Source organism: Streptomyces sp. HUAS MS02, from assembly GCF_055702265.1.
This window is the reverse complement of record NZ_CM146747.1, coordinates 1180326-1196109: the sequence shown is the minus strand read 5'-3', so window position 1 is coordinate 1196109 and position 15784 is coordinate 1180326. Positions and strand designations below refer to the sequence as shown.

At 71.8% G+C, this 15784-nt stretch carries 14 protein-coding genes and 2 tRNA genes; 10 read left to right on the top strand and 6 right to left on the bottom strand.

Annotated features, from left to right (window positions below; genetic code table 11):
* Positions 1–49 precede the first annotated feature (49 nt).
* Positions 50–1267 (bottom strand): glycoside hydrolase family 64 protein, encoded by a 1218-nt coding sequence (locus tag ACZ9QC_RS05080; protein WP_472919026.1) that lies wholly within the window; start codon positions 1265–1267, stop codon positions 50–52.
* Between the two features lie 1104 nt (positions 1268–2371).
* Between ACZ9QC_RS05080 and ACZ9QC_RS05075 the strand changes: the two genes are divergently transcribed.
* The 4 genes from ACZ9QC_RS05075 (at position 2372) to ACZ9QC_RS05060 (ending at position 4392) form a co-directional block, all read left to right on the top strand.
* Complete coding sequence (locus ACZ9QC_RS05075; protein WP_302184970.1) at positions 2372–2620, top strand: WhiB family transcriptional regulator; 249 nt, start codon at positions 2372–2374, stop codon at positions 2618–2620.
* Positions 2621–2727: 107 nt separating this feature from the next.
* Positions 2728–2799, top strand: a tRNA-Asp gene (locus ACZ9QC_RS05070).
* Positions 2800–2914: 115 nt separating this feature from the next.
* Positions 2915–4291: an SDR family NAD(P)-dependent oxidoreductase gene (locus ACZ9QC_RS05065; RefSeq protein ID WP_472919025.1), complete on the top strand. Its 1377-nt coding sequence runs from the start codon at positions 2915–2917 to the stop codon at positions 4289–4291.
* A gap of 26 nt (positions 4292–4317) precedes the next feature.
* A tRNA-Trp gene (locus tag ACZ9QC_RS05060) sits at positions 4318–4392 on the top strand.
* 67 nt (positions 4393–4459) lie between these two features.
* Here ACZ9QC_RS05060 and ACZ9QC_RS05055 read toward each other — a convergent pair.
* The 4 genes from ACZ9QC_RS05055 to ssgD form a co-directional block, all read right to left on the bottom strand.
* On the bottom strand, positions 4460–5437 hold the full coding sequence (locus ACZ9QC_RS05055; protein WP_472919024.1) for an acyl-ACP desaturase: 978 nt from the start codon (positions 5435–5437) through the stop codon (positions 4460–4462).
* Positions 5438–5661: 224 nt separating this feature from the next.
* Positions 5662–6438 carry a dimethylargininase gene (ddaH, locus tag ACZ9QC_RS05050; RefSeq protein WP_472919023.1) on the bottom strand — a complete coding sequence of 259 codons (777 nt, stop codon included), beginning with the start codon at positions 6436–6438 and terminating at the stop codon, positions 5662–5664.
* Positions 6439–6621: 183 nt separating this feature from the next.
* Positions 6622–8253, bottom strand: a complete 1632-nt coding sequence (locus ACZ9QC_RS05045) for an ABC-F family ATP-binding cassette domain-containing protein (protein WP_472919022.1) — start codon at positions 8251–8253, stop codon at positions 6622–6624.
* Between the two features lie 373 nt (positions 8254–8626).
* Positions 8627–9043 (bottom strand): spore wall synthesis regulator SsgD, encoded by a 417-nt coding sequence (ssgD, locus tag ACZ9QC_RS05040; RefSeq protein WP_472919021.1) that lies wholly within the window; start codon positions 9041–9043, stop codon positions 8627–8629.
* A gap of 294 nt (positions 9044–9337) precedes the next feature.
* Between ssgD and ACZ9QC_RS05035 the strand changes: the two genes are divergently transcribed.
* The 4 genes from ACZ9QC_RS05035 to mmpA all read left to right on the top strand — a co-directional run bounded on the left by ACZ9QC_RS05035 (position 9338) and on the right by mmpA (position 11788).
* Complete coding sequence (locus tag ACZ9QC_RS05035) at positions 9338–10384, top strand: WD40/YVTN/BNR-like repeat-containing protein (RefSeq protein WP_472919020.1); 1047 nt, start codon at positions 9338–9340, stop codon at positions 10382–10384.
* Positions 10385–10480: 96 nt separating this feature from the next.
* Complete coding sequence (locus ACZ9QC_RS05030; protein ID WP_472919019.1) at positions 10481–10807, top strand: plasmid stabilization protein; 327 nt, start codon at positions 10481–10483, stop codon at positions 10805–10807.
* Positions 10808–10853: 46 nt separating this feature from the next.
* Positions 10854–11543 (top strand): endonuclease V, encoded by a 690-nt coding sequence (locus ACZ9QC_RS05025; protein ID WP_472919018.1) that lies wholly within the window; start codon positions 10854–10856, stop codon positions 11541–11543.
* Positions 11544–11641: 98 nt separating this feature from the next.
* Entirely contained in the window at positions 11642–11788 is a 147-nt protein-coding gene (gene mmpA / locus ACZ9QC_RS05020; RefSeq protein ID WP_472919017.1) for a morphogenic membrane protein MmpA, read from the top strand.
* Positions 11789–11809: 21 nt separating this feature from the next.
* On the opposite strand, the gene ACZ9QC_RS05015 is transcribed toward mmpA, so the two are convergent.
* Entirely contained in the window at positions 11810–12991 is a 1182-nt protein-coding gene (locus ACZ9QC_RS05015; protein WP_472919016.1) for a saccharopine dehydrogenase family protein, read from the bottom strand.
* 362 nt (positions 12992–13353) lie between these two features.
* Here ACZ9QC_RS05015 and ACZ9QC_RS05010 point away from each other — a divergent pair, with 362 nt between their 5' ends.
* Both ACZ9QC_RS05010 and ACZ9QC_RS05005 read left to right on the top strand, forming a co-directional pair.
* The gene (locus tag ACZ9QC_RS05010; RefSeq protein ID WP_472919015.1) at positions 13354–14520 is read left to right on the top strand and encodes a CaiB/BaiF CoA transferase family protein; all 1167 of its coding nucleotides are present in this window, start codon (positions 13354–13356) and stop codon (positions 14518–14520) included.
* 46 nt (positions 14521–14566) lie between these two features.
* Positions 14567–15781 carry an acetyl-CoA C-acetyltransferase gene (locus tag ACZ9QC_RS05005; RefSeq protein WP_472919014.1) on the top strand — a complete coding sequence of 405 codons (1215 nt, stop codon included), beginning with the start codon at positions 14567–14569 and terminating at the stop codon, positions 15779–15781.
* The last annotated feature ends 3 nt before the right edge of the window (positions 15782–15784 follow it).

Genomic DNA, 15784 nt, shown 5'->3' with positions numbered 1-15784 from the left:
CACGGCGTCGCCGCCGCGAGCGGGATCGCCTACGGCGCCGGCCGAGCGCTCAGGCCCCCACCGTCACCGTGAACCGGCGCGGATTGCCGTCGTGGGCCGCGCCCGACACGTCGGGCTGCCCGTCGGGTCGTACGTCGTCGTACGGAAAGGCGTACCCGATGGGCGAGTTGGCGTGCACCACGCGTGACCAGTGGTTCGTCACCGTCCCCCGGTAGTAGTCGGCGGCCGTCACGCCGTTCGGCTGGGTGGGGTGGGTGAGCATGATCGAGCGGTTGAAGCCTGCGGCGAGCCGGGCGAGCAGGGCCTTCCTGGTGTCGGGGTCACCGGGGTTGTTGGCGAACGGGCCGTGGTTGCAGGTGAAGATGTCCTTCGAGGTCGGCTTGGCGAAGGAGTGGCCGCCGGCGAACGTGAGGGTGTCGCCCGAGACCCGCCCGGCGAGGACGCCCCGGCCGCCCTGGAGGTCGATCCTCAGGTCCTGCGTCCGGTACTTCGCCCACACCTGGTCGATGTAGGAGTTCCAGTAGGAGCGGAACGGCATCTGGTCCGGCCGGTCGAAGTACGGGGCCATCAGGTTCTGCGGTGAGACGACCCGCAGCACCCTGCCGTCACCGCGCCGGATGACGAGCCGGTCCCACGGCTGACCGTCCCGCGCCGCCTGCGCCACCAGATCGGCGGCGATCCGTTCCACCGCCCCGTCGGGCAGCGGGGCGACCGTGTGCGTGCCGTCGCCCTCCAGTGTCAGTCCGATCGGCAGGGCCGTCACCAGGTCGACATAGCTGATGTTGGCGAACAGTTGCGTGGGGTTGAACGTGAACTCGCAGAACGACCATGTCTTGCCGTAGTTGGCGTCTGCGGGCGTCGCGAAGGCGGGCTCGACCAGGGCGGGGCCCGGGTTGAGGAAGAACTCCAGGGTGCTGTCCCGTACGAAGTAGACACGCGCGCCGAACATCTGGGGGAGCGTCAGCACCTTGGGTGCCGAGCCCGCCGCACCGAGCGGTATCGCGCAGTCGACCGGAAGCGGCGTCTGGGGTGCCGACGGTGAGGTCGGCCGGTAGACGCTCCCGTCCGCCCGCAGCAGCACCCAGGCGCCCGTCGACTGCTCGTGCCCGGTGACGTATGCACGGACCGTGCCCGGCAACGAGGCGTTGCGCAGGGCGAGTTGGCAGGTCGCGGGCGCGGCCTGGGCGGGTGAGCCGAGGGCACCCCCGACGGCGGTGGCGCCGACGGCGGCGGCGGTCGTGGACAGGAACGTACGGCGGGAGATCACGATGGCCTCCTGGGACGTGGGGGAGTGGAGGCACAGCGGACGGGGCCCCTGCTGTGGTTCCCCCACTGTTCCCAGGGGAAGTTGAGGCGTCAAGACTTATGACTGAGAGCGCTCTCAAGAACATGGCAGGGTTCATGAACTGACGACAAGTCGAACGGCGTTCGGCCTCACCCTGAGCAGGAGCCCCGGCCTCGCGGCGGTCCTACCCCTGCGGCTGCTCGCTCTTGATGACCGCGAACCGCGCCCCGTACGGGTCGGTGAGCTTGGCGAAACGCCCCGCGCCCGGGAGGTCGTTGGCCGGCAGCCGGCAACCGACAGCCGCCGCCGGGCTCCAGCGCCCGGCTCACCGCCGCGTCCGTGTCCTCCACCTCGAAGTACGGCAGCCAGTACGGTCCGGACCCCGCCTCGCTCGGGTCCTCGTCGATGGCACGATGCCGGCGAACATCGACCCCGGTTCGGCGCCCGCCGGGCTCACACAGGTTTGACTCCCTCGCCTGCGTGAACGCACGCGATTCCGGTCAGCACCACCACGCGGTGCCACCTCGGGTTCCTGCTTCACGGGCCCCTGCCACCCGGAGGTGGTCTTACAAGGCCTCCACAGGCCTGACTTCCCGCCCGTCCGGCGGCAGGTCCGCCAACCACGTTGTCGGACAGAGCGACTTCAGCAGCGGCGCTGCGCCCCTACGGGCCGGCTAGGAAAGGAAGCCCTACACCTCCACCCTGAAGGCTGGAGCACTGGGCAAGCGTTCGGTAGCTGCCGCCGCCCACGTAGATGTTCCAGGACGGCGGGCCCTGCTCCGGGGGATTCTGCATAAGGTGACATGGCGGGTGGTGAGCATGACTGCGCTCCTCTGCAGAGGTCCGAGGGGCCCGGTGCCCGTACTGCCGAGTCTGGCACCGCGTACGCGTGACCGCCCCGCGCATCGGCCGGACGCGCCCCGGATGCGCCGTGGAAGCAGGCGCACGCCGCCTCCCGTGAGCCTCCTCCCGCGCGCCGCCGTGTGTCCCCCGGTCAGGGAGGGGACCATGGAGCCCCCGAGCCCCGGAGTGCCGCGTTGATGACGCGTTGATCGAACGTTTTTCGGTGCCCGGCACGATGCTGGCATGCACAACGACACGATCACCCCGATCGACCGTGCCTGGCAGGAGCGGGCGCTGTGTGCGCAGACGGGGGCAGACTTCTTCTTTCCCGAGCCCGGCAGCTCGGTGCGTGAGGCGAAGCGCATATGCGGTATGTGCGAGATGCGCACCGCGTGTCTCGAGTACGCGCTGTCCAACGACGAACGGTTCGGCGTCTGGGGCGGGCTCTCCGAGAAGGAGAGACTGCGTCTGCGGCGCACCGAGAACGGCTGAGCGGGCCGCTGGTGAACGCGGTGCGGCTCGGCGCGGTCACCCGTCGGTCCGGTCATAAAATCGGTGGGGCTCGCCCGGAGCCGCCGCATAGGATCCGGGTGCGCGGTCCGGATGTAGCGCAGAGGCAGGCGCACCGCCTTGTCAGGGCGGAAACGCCGGTTCGAGTCCGGTCGTCCGGACCGCGCTTCACGGTGGCGCACCGCGCCCGACGCATGGCGCCGCACTGCTTCGGAGGCCGCGTGGGCCGCGGGAACAGCCGCGACACGGCACGGGACACGCGGGGCGGGGGCACGCATGAGCGACGACGACGGCACCGGCGCCGACGGCGGCATCACCGAGGACGCCCGCATCACCGAGGACGAACTCGCGGCCTTCCACCGTACGGTGGGCCGGCTGAAGGCGCTGCCCGTGGACGACCCCGTGCGGCTACGGACCGAGCGGGTCGCCGCGTCCTTCGCGCGCGACGGGTGGAAGCGTCGCCGCAAGGCACTCGCCGCCGAGAAGTCCGCCGCGGACGCCGCGGTGATGGCCGCGACCGCCACCGGAGCCCTGGACCGGCGCGAGGACGCCCCGCTGTCGGAACAGGCGCCGGGCAGTGGGGGAGTTCTGCGGAAGTCGCGGCACTGCTATGTCTGCAAGGCGTCCTATCGACAGGTCGACCCGTTCTACCACCGCCTGTGCCCGGACTGCGCCGCCGACAACACCGCACGCCGCACCCTCGGCACCGATCTGAGCGGCCGTCGCGCCCTGCTCACCGGCGGCCGGGTGAAGATCGGCTTCCAGCTGGCGCTGATGATGCTGCGCGACGGCGCCGAACTGCTCGTCACCAGCCGCTTCCCGCACGACACCGTGCGCCGCTTCCGCGCCGAGCCCGGCAGCGCCAAGTGGCTCGACCGGCTGACCGTCGTTGCCGTCGACCTGCGGGACCCGCGCCAGGTGCTGGGCCTGTGCGAGCAGTTGCGGCAGGAGGGCGAACCGCTCGACATCCTGGTCAACAACGCGGCCCAGACCGTACGCCGGCCGCCGGAGTCGTACGCGCTGCTGGCCGCCGGGGAGTACGACGCGCTGCCCGAAGGGGCGCGGCAGGCACCGGGGTTCACCCCGATGCGGATGCTGGGGGCCGGCGCCGCCACCCTGCCCGTCGTGCTGCGCGAGGCCGACGAGGCCGGGCTGCTGCCCGACCCCGCTCCGGAGAACTCCTGGTCGGCTCGGCTGGGCGAACTCGACCCGGCGGAGGTCCTGGAGACCCAGCTGGTCAACTCCCTCGCCCCGGCACTCCTCTGCGACCGCCTGCTGCCGCTGCTGCTCGCCGCTCCGCGCCCCCGCCGTTACGTGGTCAACGTGACCGCCGTCGAGGGCCGTTTCGCCGTGCGCAACAAGACGGCCGGGCATCCGCACACCAACATGGCCAAGGCCGCCCTCAACATGCTCACCCGCACCAGCGCCGCCGAACTCGCGGAGCGGGGCGTCCACATGTGCGCCGTCGACACCGGCTGGATCACCGACGAGAACCCAGCCCCCAAGAAGCACCGGATGGCGGGCGCCGGTTTCCGTACCCCGCTCGACATCGTCGACGGTGCGGCCCGCGTCTACGACCCGATCGTGCGCGGCGAGGCGGGCGACCCGGTGTCGGGAGTGTTCCTCAAGGACTATCGGGAGGCGGAGTGGTGAGGGGAACGACTAGGCTCCCCTCAAGGGCGGGTCGTAGCGCAGAGGCAGACGCGCCGGTCTCCAAAACCGGAACACGCTGGTTCGAATCCAGCCGCCCCGCCCCGCCCCCTGCGCCGCCCCGCGGACCGTCTCGCGCCGCCCGGTGACCGCGCCCGGCGTTGCGAGGCGTCAGGCCCCGGCTCGCGCCGCCATCCGGGCCTTGCGCGCCGCCAGCTTCTCGTCGAACTTGCGGGCCTCCGCGTCGAGTCCGCCCATGTAGAGGCCGAGTTCCTCCTGCGCCTTCATGCCCTCGGGGCCGAGGCCGTCGATCTCCATGATCTTCAGGAAGCGGATGACGGGCGCGAGGACGTCGTCGTGGTGGATGCGCATGTTGTAGACCTCGCCGATGGCCATCTGCGCGGCGGCCCGCTCGAAACCGGGCATCCCGTGGCCCGGCATCCGGAAGTTCACGACGACGTCGCGGACGGCCTGCATGGTGAGGTCGGGGGCGAACTCCAACGCGGCCTTCAGCAGGTTCCGGTAGAAGATCATGTGCAGGTTCTCGTCGGCCGCGATGCGCGCCAGCATGCGGTCGCAGACCGGGTCACCGGAGTGGTGGCCGGTGTTGCGGTGCGACACACGCGTGGCGAGTTCCTGGAAGGCGACGTACGCGACCGTGTGCAGCATCGAGTGCCGGTTGTCCGACTCGAAGCCCTCGCTCATGTGGGACATCCGGAACTCTTCGAGCTTGTCCGGGTCCACGGCGCGCGAGGCGAGCAGGTAGTCGCGCATCACGATGCCGTGCCGGCCCTCCTCCGCGGTCCAACGGTGCACCCAGGTGCCCCAGGCGCCGTCCCGGCCGAAGAGGGTGGCGATCTCGTGGTGGTAGCTGGGCAGGTTGTCCTCGGTCAGCAGGTTCACCACGAGGGCGATCCGGCCCACCTCGGAGACCTTCGACTGCCCCTTCTCCCAGGCTTCGCCGTCCTCGAAGAAGCCGGGGAAGTTGCGGCCGTCGCTCCAGGGCACGTACTCGTGCGGCATCCAGTCCTTGGTGACCTTCAGGTGCCGGTTGAGTTCCTTCTCGACGACTTCCTCCAGGGCGTACAGCAGCCGTGCGTCGGTCCATTCGCCGGACGGGCTGCCGAGGTGGGGAGAAGTGATCGACACAGGTGCTCCAGGGGGACGTGCAGGGAACGGGACGTTCGGTGCTGCCGCGGGCGGGCGGCCTGAACCTACGGCATCGTAGGCTACGAATCCGTAGGTTACGATGCCGTAGGTTAAGTGTGCTGTAAAGACCGCTGATCAGCGGCGTCCCCCGAGGGCTCGGCGGGCATGCCGAAGGCCCCGCGGACTCGCAGGTCCCGGGGTCGAAGGGGTGAGGCGACCACCCGTCAGGCGTACAGTCCGCGCAGCCGCACCGAGAGGCATGTCACACAGCCCTCGAGCTTCTCGAACTCGCTGATGTCGACCACGACGGGCTCGTAGCCGAGGTCGGAGTACAGCTCGGCGGTCTTCGGCGCGCTCGCCGCCATCAGCAGCTTGTCGCCGCCGAGGAGCACCACGTGCGCCCCGGCCTCCTCCGGCACCGGCAGGAAGCGCCCGAACAGCGAGGGGGTGTCCATCTTCGGGATGTGCCCGACGACCGTGCCGTCGGGCAGCGCCGTGACCGCCGACTTCAGATGCAGCACCTTGCTCACCGGCGCGGAGACCACCCGCGCCCCGAGCGGCTCGAACGCGGCCCGCAGTTGCTGGACGCCGGCCGCGTTGGTGCGCCCGCCCCGGCCCACGAACACGGTGTCGCCGACCTTCAGGACATCGCCGCCCTCCAGCGTGCCCGGCTCCCAGACCCAGTTCACCGAGCAGCCGAGCGCGGCCACGGCCTCCTCGATCCCCTCGGTCTCGGCCCGCCGGGACTCGGCGCCGGGGCGCGCGATCAGCGCCACGTTCTTGTACATGACGACGGTGTCCTCGACGAACACCGAGTCCGGGCAGTCGTCGGCCGGGTCCACCTCGATCGTCTCCCAGCCGTGGTCGCGCAGGGCCTCGCCGTACGCCTCCCACTGCTCGACCGCCAGGTCGACGTCCACCTCCGTGCGTTCGACGTGCGTGACGAGGCCCTCGGCCAGGCGGGGGCTGGGGCGGCGGACGAGGGCCTTCTTGCTGGGCACGTGGGTGACTCCGAATCGAACGACGGCTTCCCGGCGCCCGTGAAGCGACGCCGGTCCGCCATCATGCAGCCCCGGCCCACCAGGACAAAACCCCCGTGGGCAGGCTGTGGCCCTCCTGAGATGCTCGGCGGTAGCCGACCGGCCGGCGAGAGCCCAGGTCGGCCGCCCCCGGCGCCGCCCGGATCAGCCGGCCGTCCAGAGCTCCTCCGGAGTGGTCGCCCGCAGCTCTCCCCCCTCCATCAGCAGCCACCGCGTGATCCCGATCGACTCCAGGAACGGCAGGTCGTGGCTGGCCACGATCAGCGCGCCCTCGTACCCCTCCAGGGCGGTCGTCAGCTGTCGCACGCTCGCCATGTCGAGGTTGTTCGTCGGCTCGTCCAGCATCAGCAGCTGCGGGGCGGGCTCGGCGAGCATCAGGGCGGCCAGGGCGGCGCGGAAGCGCTCCCCGCCGGAGAGCGTGGCCGCCTGCTGGTCGGCGCGGGCGCCCCGGAACAGGAAGCGGGCGAGGCGCGCCCGGATCCGGTTGTTGGTCGCGTCCGGAGCGAACCGGGCCACGTTCTCGGCGACCGTCAGCCCGTCGTCGAGGATGTCGAGCCGCTGCGGCAGGAACCGCGTCGGGACGTGCGTCCTCGACTCGCCGCTCACCGGCTCCAGCTCGCCCGCGATGGTCCGCAGCAGCGTGGTCTTGCCCGAGCCGTTGCGGCCGACCAACGCGATCCGTTCCGGGCCGCGCAGGTCGAGGCCGCCCTTGACCCGGGATCCGTACCTCAGTTCCAGGTCCAGCAGGGTGAGGACGGTACGGCCCGGCGGTACGGCCGTGTACGGCAGCTCGACGCGGATCTCGTCCTCGTCCCGTACGGCCTCCACCGCCTCGTCGAGGCGTTCCTTCGCCCCGGCGAGCCGCTCCTCGTGCAGGATGCGGTGCTTGCCGGCGGACTCCTGGGCAGCCCGCTTGCGCGCGTGCGCGACGATCTTCGGCACCCGCTTCTGGTCCTGCATCTTCTGCCCGAACCGCTTGCGCCGGGCCAACTTGACCTGTGCGTCGACGAGTTCGCGCTTCTGCTTCTTCAGGTCGGACTCGGCGACCCGCACCATCCGTTCGGCCGCCTCCTGTTCGGTGGCGAGCGCCTCCTCGTACGCGGAGAAGTTGCCGCCGTACCAGGTGACCTCGCCGGAGTGCAGATCGGCGATCTGGTCGACCAGGTCCAGGAGTTCACGGTCGTGGCTGACCACGACCAGCACCCCGGACCATGCCTCGACCGCGTCGTACAGCCTGCGTCGCGCGTACAGGTCGAGGTTGTTGGTCGGCTCGTCCAGGAGGAGGACGTCGGGGCGGCGCAGCAGCAGCGCCGCCAGCCGCAGCAGCACCGACTCGCCGCCCGAGACCTCGCCGATGGTGCGGTCCAGGTCGACGTGGCCCAGGCCGAGCCCGCCGAGGGTCGCCAGTGCGCGCTCCTCGACGTCCCAGTCGTCGCCGATCGCCGCGAAGTGCTCCTCGGCCACGTCACCGGCCTCGATGGCGTGCAGCGCGGCGCGGGCGGCGGCGATGCCGAGCGCCTCGTCGACCTTCAGGCCGGTGTCGAGCGTGACGTTCTGCGGCAGGTAGCCGACCTCGCCGGCCACCCGCACGGTGCCGTCGGACGGGGTGAGTTCACCGGCGATCAGCTTCAACAGGGTTGATTTTCCCGACCCGTTGACGCCGACGAGTCCGGTCCGGCCGGGGCCGAACGCGATCTGCAGATCCTCGAAGACGGGGGTGCCGTCGGGCCAGGCGAAGGACAGGGAGGCGCAGGTGAGGGAAAGGGGAGTAGACATGAGGAACCTCGCGGGTGAGGGAAGCGGCCAGGGGCGACGCGTTCGAAACACCGCGAGGGCGACATACGACGGGGGTGAGAGAAGGGCCCGCTGTCGAAGGGACGGCTGTACGCCGAGGTCGCACGCTACGCACACAGGGGCGCCGGGATACGGCGAGGTGTGTGACGCGGTGTCTCAGGACCTCAGACGAGCAACGTCCTTCTCCAATCGACGGCAACAGGACCGTGGAACAACGTACGGAGGGGCCGTGGGGGTGTCAACGCAATTAAGCGGCACCCGGATCGGCCGCCCCCGGCGGAGCGGGGCGGCGTCTGGGGGTGGGCCCTCGGCGGGTCGGGCCCTCAGCGGGTCGGGGCCTCAGAGGTCCGGGGCCTCAGCAGGCGTCACGCATCAGCTCGGCCAGGTCGTGGTCCAGGTCCACCTGGTGGTGTTCCAGGCCGAGCGGCACCAGATCCATCGAACGCTCCAGGAAGCGCCGTACCTCGTCGGCGTGCACGTGCACCACGGCCGTGCCCTCCGGGGCGTGGAACTCCATGACCAGCCGGTCGTAGCCGTACGGGCGGACCCGTACGTCGCCGTAGCCGACCGGGTCCTCCATGCCGGTGACCAGCAGTTCGCGGGCGAAGGTCCAGCAGACCTCGACACCCTCCAGCGTGGCCGGGGCGGGGAAGGTCATACGGACGGCGAACGGGTCGCTGCGGTCGTAGTGGAGCGTGGCGGGAATGCTCGGCATCCGCGGCGCGGCGGCGACGAGACGGGCCTCTACGGGCTGCTCGATGACGGTGGACAACGCCTTGCTCCCTTGTGACGGGTGGACGGATTCCGGTTACTGCGGCCGGGCATATGCAAAGACGCCGGATCGGGCCGATCCGTGCACATGAGGTTCGAGTGACCTCTGTCACCGGGCCCAATCACTGGGGTGATCCATTTCTCATCCCGTGTCCCGGGATATGGGAGAGGACACCGGACGCCGCCCGGTGGTTCCCGGCCGAGGCCATCTGGACGACACCTCGTCGCTGCACTAGCTTCGCCCGCCATGAGGGGCATGGGGCAGTCGAGAAGGACGAGTCGGACGAGTCGGACGATGACGACGGGACTGGCCGCGGCGGCACTCGCCGCCGCCCTGGCGGTGCCCGCGCAGGCACACGGGGACGGCCGTCCCCCGCACTGGGAACTGAAGGAGACCGGCACCGACGTGCGCTTTCGCGGGCTGGCCGCGGTCAGCCGGAACAGCGCGTGGCTGGCGGGTTCCGCCGGCACCGTGCTCCGCACCGGCGACGGGGGCAGGACCTGGCGCAATGTCTCACCGCCCGGCGCACAGGACGTGCAGTTCCGGGACATCGAGGCATTCGACGCACGCCGGGCGGTCGTCCTGGCCATCGGCGAGGGCGAGGCCTCCCGCGTGTACCGCACGGACGACGGCGGCGAGACCTGGACCGAGTCCTTCCGCAACACCGACCCGCGCGCCTTCTACGACTGCCTCACCTTCTTCGACCCCCGCCACGGGCTGGCCATGAGCGACCCGGTGGACGGCAGGTTCCGGATCCTGTCCACCGAGGACGGCGGCCGCTCCTGGGAGGTCCTGCCGAACGAGGGCATGCCCCCGGCCCTGGAGGGCGAGGCGGGCTTCGCGGCGAGCGGCCAGTGTCTGGTCAGCTCCGGGCCGCGCGATGTGTGGCTGGCGACCGGAGGGGCGGCCCGCGCGCGCGTGCTGCACTCCGCCGACCGGGGGCGCACCTGGACGGTCGCCGACACCCCCGTGCCGGCCGGCGACCCGGCCCGGGGCGTCTTCGCGCTGGCCTTCCGCGACCGGGCGCACGGCATCGCCGTCGGCGGCGACTACCGCGCCGACCAGCCGTCCCCGCGGGCCGCGGCCACCACCGGCGACGCGGGCCGCACCTGGACGCCCGCCGCGCAGCCCCCGCCCGCCTACCGCTCCGGCGTCGCCTGGCTCCCGTACAGCCGTACGACCGCCCTCGCCGTCGGACCCACGGGCACCGATCTCACCACCGACGGCGGCCGCACCTGGCGCACGGTCGACACCGGGTCGTACGACACGGTGGACTGCACACCGGACCGGGGCTGCTGGGCGGCGGGGGAGCGGGGACGGGTGGCCCGCCTGGAGAGCTGACCCGCGCGGCGGCGTCACGGCGGGTGGGCGGTACGGGGTTGTTCCGGCCCAGCGGGGTACTTGTGGCGTGTTCGAATCACGAAAGGAGTGATCGGCATGCCACGCGGTTCGAGCCCGAAGAGGGAACGCCAGTACGAGCACATCAAGGAGAGCGCCGAGGACCGCGGTGAGAGCGAGTCGCGCGCCAAGGAGATCGCCGCCCGGACCGTTAACAAGGAACGCGCCCGCTCCGGCGAGTCCAGGACCGCGAGCCGCAGCTCCACCCAGGACATGTCGTCGGGCAAGCGCGGCGGGCAGCGTTCGCACAAGGGGTCCGAAGGGCCCACGTACGACCAGCTCTACGCCGAGGCGAAGCGGCGCAACATCCAGGGCCGTTCGGACATGAACAAGAGCCAGCTCAAGCGCGCCCTGGGTGACAAGTAGCCCGGGGCGGCACACCCGTGACGGGATGCGTACGCTCGTCGGCACCATGACGACCGTACGCATCCCGGCGGGCTGGCCCGCCACCGAAGAGCAAGCCCTCGCCGTGCAGGACGAGTTGCGGGGGAGGGTGGTGCTCGACGAGACCGGACCACCGCCGGGCACCGGCCGGGTCACCGGCGTCGACGTGGCGTACGACGACGAGCGGAACGTGGTCGCGGCGGCGGCCGTGGTGCTGGACGCGGCCACGCTCGACGTGGTCGCCGAGGCCACGGCGATCGGGCAGGTCTCCTTCCCCTACGTCCCCGGTCTGCTGGCCTTCCGCGAGATCCCGACGGTGCTGGCCGCGCTCGACGCGCTGCCGTGCGACCCCGGCCTCGTCGTCTGCGACGGCTACGGCCTCGCGCATCCGCGCCGCTTCGGCCTCGCCGCGCACCTCGGCGTCCTCACCGGCCACCCCACGATCGGCGTCGCCAAGAACCCCTTCACCTTCACTTACGACGACCCGGGCGCCGCGCGCGGCAGCGCGTCCCCGCTCCTCGCCGGCACCGAGGAGGTGGGCCGCGCGCTGCGCACCCGCGACGCCGTCAAGCCGGTCTTCGTCTCCGTCGGCCACCGCGTCGACCTGGACAACGCCTGCGCCCACACCCTCGCCCTCACCCCGGCCTACCGCCTCCCGGAGACCACCCGCCGGGCCGACTCCCTGTGCCGCCGGGCCCTCCTGGATACGACGGCCTGAACCTAGAACTGAGTACCCGGAGTACCTGTAGTACCTGAGTAAGAACTGAGTACCTGTACGGATGCCGGTGCGTCGTCATGATCGGCAGGCTGTGCCGTATGACGACGCACCGAGCCCCGAAGCCCGCCGCCGGCCCCACCCAGACGGTCGAGCGTGCCGTGACGACCGGCCTGCTCCTCGCCGTGTTCGCCGGACTGGCCTGGATCGCCGGGATGGTCTACACGCTGACCGGGTGGGCGCAGTAGACCGGGCGGCGCCTCACCCTTTCACCGGGTCGCCGCCACCCGGAACGTGATCCCCGCCGCGCGCAGCCGCTCGATCAGCGCGTCGCCCATCGCGACCGCCGTCGTGACCTGCCCCGCCGTGGCCGGGAGGTCGTCGAAGGCCAGGCACAGGGCCGACTCGGCGAACATCTTCGCCGTCTCGCCGTAGCCGGGGTCGCCGCCCGCGACCTCCGTGAAGACCCGGCGCCCGCCACCCTCACCGACGAACCGCACCGAGAACCAGCTCTTCGCCCGCTTCTCCGCGCTCGGGCCCTCGCCCGGCTTGAGCCGGTCGCCCAGCCAGCGCCGTACCGGCGGCACCTGGGCGGCGGCGGCGACCGCGCCGACGAACGCGACGCCGCCCACCGCGAAGGGGAGCGTCCTGACGGCCGCGTAGTGGCGGTAGCGGAAGTCCGGCCCGTAGCGCCGCAGGGCGCGCGCCGAGCGCTGCACCACCTGTGCGTCGATGGTCGGCAGCGGCAGCGCCCAGGCCCCGACCTCCTTGGCGAACCGGGGCGCGCTCACCGGCGCGTACGCCCGGCGCCCCACGAGCCGCGGCTCGTGCCGTTTGCGGTCCCGCGCGGCGGCCAGCGTCTCCCGGCCGCGGGAGAACCCGGTGAGCGCGGAGTTGAACGTGCCGCCCGAGAACATGCCCTCGGCGCGCACGAAACCGTCCACGGTGATCGGCACGTCCTCCGGGAGCTGACGCACCGTGAAGTACGCGCCCAGGTCGTGCGGTATCGAGTCGAAGCCGGCGGCGTGCACGAGGCGGGCGCCGGTCTCCCGCGCGCGGGCGTCGTGCCGGACGAACGTCAGATCGACGAACTCGGGTTCACCGGTGAGATCCAGATAGTCGGTTCCCTCGTCCGCGCAGGCGGCCACCAACTCCTCGCCGTGCGTGATGTACGGACCGACGGTCGTGGCCACCACCCGTGCCTGGCGGGCGAGTTCGCGCACGGCGTCCGGATCGGACCCGTCCGCCCGGAGCACACCGATCCCCGCGCCGCCGGGCAGCCGCTCACGCAGTGCGGCGAGCTTCTCCGCGTTGCGCCCGGCGATCGCCCAGCGCAGCCCGTCGGGCGCGTTCGCGGCGAGATACTCCGCGGTGAGCTCGCCGACGAACCCCGTGGCCCCGTAGAGCACGATGTCGTACGCCCGTTCCGCCCTGCCCTGCCCGTTGCTCATGGAACCCCTCAGCACTCGCCCACGGCCCGTCCACGCGCCGTTGTCGGTCGCTGAGGCTAGCGTGAGGGACGAGCAACGGCGTGCGCGGGATCCGGAGGTGGCCGTGACCGTACCGAAGAACGCCCTGAAAAAACGGGAGAAGGTGCACGAGTTCGCCCTCGGGACGCCCGGCACGGTCGAGGAGTTCCCACGTCCACGCCCTGACCTTGACCTGCCCCGGCACCCGACCGGCGGGGTGCTGACACCCGCCACGACGGGGGGCACAATGACTAAGCGTTTGCTCATTCGGGGCTTGTGCGGAGTGGAACACGTTCTTAACATCACTGGTGTTACATCGTTTGTGTCACAGAGCTGGGGGCTCGATGTCAGTGGCGAAGACGCCCGGGCACGGTCCGCTCGCCGGTGTGCGCGTGGTCGAACTCGCGGGCATCGGCCCGGGACCGTTCGCCGCGATGCTCCTCGGTGATCTCGGCGCCGACGTCGTCCGCGTCGACCGACCGGGCGGCGCGGGCCTCGCGGTGAACCCGCTGTACGACGTCACCAACCGCAACAAGCGCTCGGTGATCGTCGACCTGAAGTCCCCGGCCGGCCCGGACACCGTCCTCGACCTCGCCGAACGCGCCGACATCCTGATCGAGGGCTACCGGCCGGGCGTCGCCGAACGCCTCGGCGTCGGCCCCGAGACCTGCCACACCCGCAACCCGGGGCTGGTCTACGGCCGGATGACCGGCTGGGGCCAGCAGGGCCCGCTCGCCCAGCGCGCCGGCCACGACATCGCCTACATCGCCCTGACCGGCACCCTCGGCATGACCGGAGCCCCCGGCACACCGCCCGTCGCCCCCGCCAACCTCCTCGGCGACTACGCGGGCGGCTCCCTCTACCTCGTCGTCGGCGTCCTCGCCGCCCTCCACCACGCCCGCGCGACCGGCGCCGGGCAGGTCGTGGACGCGGCCATCGTCGACGGTGCCTCGCACCTGTCCGCGATGCTCCACGGCATGCTCGCCGCGGGCGGCTGGCAGGACCGCCGCGCCGCCAACCTCCTGGACGGCGGCTGCCCCTTCTACGGCACCTACGAGACCGCCGACGGCCAGTACGTCGCCGTGGGCGCCCTGGAGCAGCAGTTCTACGAGGAGTTCGTCGACCTCCTGGGCATCGGGGACCGGGCCCCGGCCCGCAAGGACACGGCCGCCTGGGGCGACCTGCGCGAGACGATCGCGGCCCGCTTCAAGACCCGTACGAGGGACGAGTGGACGGCCGTGTTCGAGGGCTCCGACGCCTGTGTGGCCCCCGTCCTGTCCCTGCGCGAGGCGCCGCACCACGCGCATCTCGCGGCCCGGGGCACCTTCACCGACTTCGGCGGCATCACCCAGCCGGCCCCGGCGCCCCGCTTCTCCGCCACCCACACCTCGGTGCGCACCGGACCCGCCCAGCCGGGCGCCGACACGGCGGACGTGGCCCACGACTGGGGCATAGCGGGCCTCCTGCCCGACGCGTCCGCCGAGGCCGTCGTCGCGAAGGACACCGACTGACACCGGCCCCCGGGCCGCACCCTCCCGCCACCGAAAGGCCAGATTCGTGAGCACCGAAGCGTACGTGTACGACGCGATCCGCACCCCGCGCGGCCGCGGCAAGGCGAACGGCTCCCTGCACGGCACCAAGCCGATCGACCTCGTCGTCGGACTGATGCACGAGGTGCAGCACCGCTTCCCCGGGCTCGACCCGGCAGCCGTCGACGACGTCGTGCTCGGCGTCGTCGGCCCGGTCGGCGACCAGGGCTCCGACATCGCCCGGACCGCCGCGATCGCCGCCGGCCTGCCCGACACCGTGGCCGGCGTCCAGGAGAACCGCTTCTGTGCCTCGGGCCTGGAGGCCGTCAACCTGGCCGCTGCGAAGATCCGTTCGGGCTGGGAGGACCTGGTGCTCGCGGGCGGCGTCGAATCGATGTCCCGGGTGCCGATGGCCTCCGACGGCGGCGCCTGGTTCAACGACCCGATGACCAACCTGGCGGTCAACTTCGTGCCCCAGGGCATCGGCGCCGACCTCATCGCCACGATCGAGGGATTCTCCCGGCGCGACGTGGACGAGTACGCGGCACTCTCCCAGGAGCGGGCGGCGGCCGCCTGGAAGGACGGCCGGTTCGACCGGTCCGTCGTCCCCGTCAAGGACCGCTCCGGACTGGTCGTCCTCGACCACGACGAGCACCTGCGCCCCGGCACCACCGCCGACTCCCTCGCCAAGCTGAAGCCCTCCTTCGCGGACATCGGCGAACTGGGCGGCTTCGACGCGGTGGCGCTGCAGGAGTACCACTGGGTCGAGGAGATCGACCACGTCCACCACGCGGGCAACTCCTCCGGCATCGTGGACGGCGCGGCCCTCGTCGCCATCGGCACCAAGGAGATCGGCGAGCGCTACGGCCTGCGCCCGCGCGCCCGGATCGTCTCCGCGGCCGTCTCCGGCTCCGAGCCCACCATCATGCTCACCGGCCCCGCGCCCGCGACCCGCAAGGCCCTCGCCCGGGCCGGGCTGACCATCGACGACATCGACCTCGTCGAGATCAACGAGGCGTTCGCCGCCGTCGTGCTCCGCTTCGTCAAGGACATGGGCCTCTCCCTCGACAAGGTCAATGTCAACGGCGGCGCGATCGCGCTCGGCCACCCGCTCGGCGCGACGGGGGCGATGATCCTCGGCACGCTCGTCGACGAACTGGAGCGCCAGGACAAGCGGTACGGACTGGCCACGCTCTGCGTGGGCGGCGGCATGGGCATCGCGACGATCGTCGAACGCGTCTGAAAC